Origin of the sequence: Kitasatospora sp. NPDC091257, assembly GCF_044757675.1 — a bacterium.
Lineage (GTDB): Bacteria > Actinomycetota > Actinomycetes > Streptomycetales > Streptomycetaceae > Kitasatospora > Kitasatospora lactacystinica.
In genome coordinates this window covers 1-2566 of record NZ_JBIVVI010001245.1, presented here as the reverse complement: position 1 = coordinate 2566, position 2566 = coordinate 1, and the positions used below count along the sequence as shown (strand labels likewise).

The following is a 2566-nucleotide window of genomic DNA, read 5'->3' as shown; positions in this document are numbered from 1 at the left end:
AGCGGATGGACGGGCCATCCCTGGGCGGCAGTTGGCGGGCGGGGTCTTGCGTCCGGGGGCGAGCGGATGGACGGGCCATCCCTGGGCGGCACACCACCGGGCAACGGCCAGCGCATCCGGCTGGCGGCCCGCTCGGTCGCTCCCCACGGCCATCGGCGCCGTCACGCTGGTCCCTTCCCCTTGTTCGGTAGCTGCTCGGACTTCAGTCGCTCGTTCGGTCGCTGAGGGTAAAGAGCCAGGTCAGGGCACTGGCAGGACCCAGATCAGCGACTGAAGCGACCGAAGTTCAGAAGATAGCTCACACAGACTAGCCGAGCGGGGACGTGTGAATCGTTACTACCGGGGCTTGCGAACAAACTCAGCGACCGAGTCCTGGGGGAGCGACTGAGCCCGTTCAGTCGCTGGTTCGGTCGCTCCGACGTTTTTGCAGGTCAGGAGCAATTTTCACAGCGAACAGCGACTGAAGCGACTGTAGCCCGGGTCTATGACGCACACACGCACACGGGAATGTCTTCATATACCCGAGCTTGAGTCGCTTCGGTCGCTGTTCGGGTGGGTGAATGCGCTCTGACCTGGTGTTTTGTGGAGCGACTGAAGCCCAGCGACTGAAAGCGACTGAGTCTCTCGGGGCGTTCTCCCCGGCGTGTCGGGCGTGTCAGGACTGTCCGAAGGCCAGGGGCGAGTCGCTTGGGTCGCTTCGGTAGCTCCAGCGACCGTTCTCGGGGGATGACCTGTGCAGAGCCGGCTCCGAAGAGGGGCGTCGTCCCAGGTAGAGCCGTGGCGCCGGTCAACAGTCGCTTGGGTCGCTGCTCCGGCCTGTACGTCAGGTGCTGAACCAGGCCGGGCTATCGGGCTCCCTTCCCGCGCCCGGGAATGTCGTTCAATGAACGACATGTCGGCCAGCGACTCAGCGACCCAAGCGACTGTTGACCGCGCCCCTGGCAGAGCCGGGCACCGCATCGTTGGCCGGCCACGGGGGAGCCTGTCTTTGGGCTCGGTGAGGAGGGTCCGACCGGACCGCTCAAGGCCCTGTGAACCTTTCTGTCCCGGATGCCGACTGTTCCGGTGACGCGCGGCGCGGGACCAGGAGGTGCGGGTGGACGAGGACAGGCACAACGGACTGCTGTTGGTGGTGCGTTGCCAGCTTGGGGAGCGGGAGGCGTTCAGCGAGCTGGTACGCGTCTGGCACACGCCGCTGTGGCGTTATGTGCGGAGCATGGTGGGATCCCCGGACATCGCGGACGACCTTTCCCAGGAGGCGTGGGTTGCCGTGGTACGCGGATTCCCGCGCCTGCGGCAGCCTGAGCGTTTCGCCCCGTGGCTGTTCACCATCGCCCGGCGCACGGTGGTCGACCACCTGCGGCAGGCGTACACGGCCCAGGCGCCCTCGGCCGCGGAGGGCGAGGCTGTCGCCGATCACGACGACTCCTCCAGCGGCGTCCTGAACACGATGGAGATCGAAGCGGGCCTTTCCGACCTGCCGCCGCTGGAGCGCGAAGCGCTGATCCTGTTCCACCTGCAGGATCTGTCCCTGGCTGCCTGCGCGGAGGTGCTGGGCGTGCCGCCCGGCACGGTCAAGAGCAGGCTGCACCGCGCCCGCCGCATGTTGCGGGACGTCCTGATCGAGAAGGGATACGAGGCATGAGCGAGCAGAGCCACGGGGCACCCCGGGAGGTGCCGGCGGAGCTGGAGCGCGCGCTGGCGGCGGAGGTCTCGCTGCGCTCGCGGATGCGGCACGTTGCCGTGGGACTGGCGGGAGGGTGCGGGGCGGCGCTGGTCGCGGTGCTGTGGGCAACCGAGCCGGGGCCGCTCCCCGCGCGGACTCAGGTTGCCTTCGCCGGGCTGATCACGGTGGGGCTGGCCTGGGCCGCCTTCGCCGGCTGGGTTCTGAGCAGGCGGCGGCCGCTGTTCGCCCGGGACCGGGTGCTGGGTGCCCGGCTCGCTCTGGTGGTGACCGCGGTGACCGGCGTCGCCGGGGTCGCGGTGGCCGCAGTGCGCGGAACCGTGGCCGGGACACTGGCAGTCGCATTGGCCGGTGCCGCCCTTGTTGCCACCGCGGGACTGCTCCTGGTCCGGGCGCAGTCCCGCCGTCGCGAACTGTTGCGGCTGCGCGACAGCCTTCGTGAGGACCCGTCGTGAGGACCGTCACGGAGCGTGCTTCTGGCCACGGGCGGGGGACCATCCATGGCCGTCAGCGGGGCGCCACAGGTGGCCGTCCCCGGGGAATTCCAAAAGCGCAGTGCTCTCGTCCAGGATGCCGGCAGAGACTTGGGCCGGCAGTCGCTTGGGTCGCTGCCCTTCCTACGGGCGCTTTTGTGCAGGGAGCGAGATCGTTTCGTCGTGGGTTGACGGGACGGCGGGCAGCGACTGAGCGACCCAAGCGACTCAAGTACGGACTTGCCCGCGTCCTGGACACGTCTTCAGCGACTGTTCTCCGGGAGCCCGCCCACTGACCGCCGGTTGTGGGGGCCCCCCCCGGGTGGGGCAACCCGGCAGGGCGGTGGGGGGGGCGGGGGGGGGGGCCCCCCGGGGGGGGGGGAGAGGAATTTGGGGGGGTTGGGTGAGA

At 69.3% G+C, this 2566-nt stretch carries 2 protein-coding genes and 1 pseudogene; 2 read left to right on the top strand and 1 reads right to left on the bottom strand.

Annotation, left to right across the window (positions count from 1 at the left end):
- Positions 1-153: pseudogene (locus ACIQOV_RS36855) on the bottom strand (DNA primase); the annotation flags it as partial.
- Between the two features lie 943 nt (positions 154-1096).
- Here ACIQOV_RS36855 and ACIQOV_RS36850 point away from each other — a divergent pair.
- Together ACIQOV_RS36850 and ACIQOV_RS36845 are read left to right on the top strand one after the other, a co-directional pair.
- Positions 1097-1645, top strand: a complete 549-nt coding sequence (locus ACIQOV_RS36850) for an RNA polymerase sigma factor (protein WP_331768797.1) — start codon at positions 1097-1099, stop codon at positions 1643-1645.
- Positions 1642-2139: a transmembrane transport protein gene (locus ACIQOV_RS36845; RefSeq protein ID WP_331768798.1), complete on the top strand. Its 498-nt coding sequence runs from the start codon at positions 1642-1644 to the stop codon at positions 2137-2139. Before ACIQOV_RS36850 ends, ACIQOV_RS36845 begins: the two co-directional genes overlap by 4 nt.
- Positions 2140-2566 lie beyond the last annotated feature (427 nt).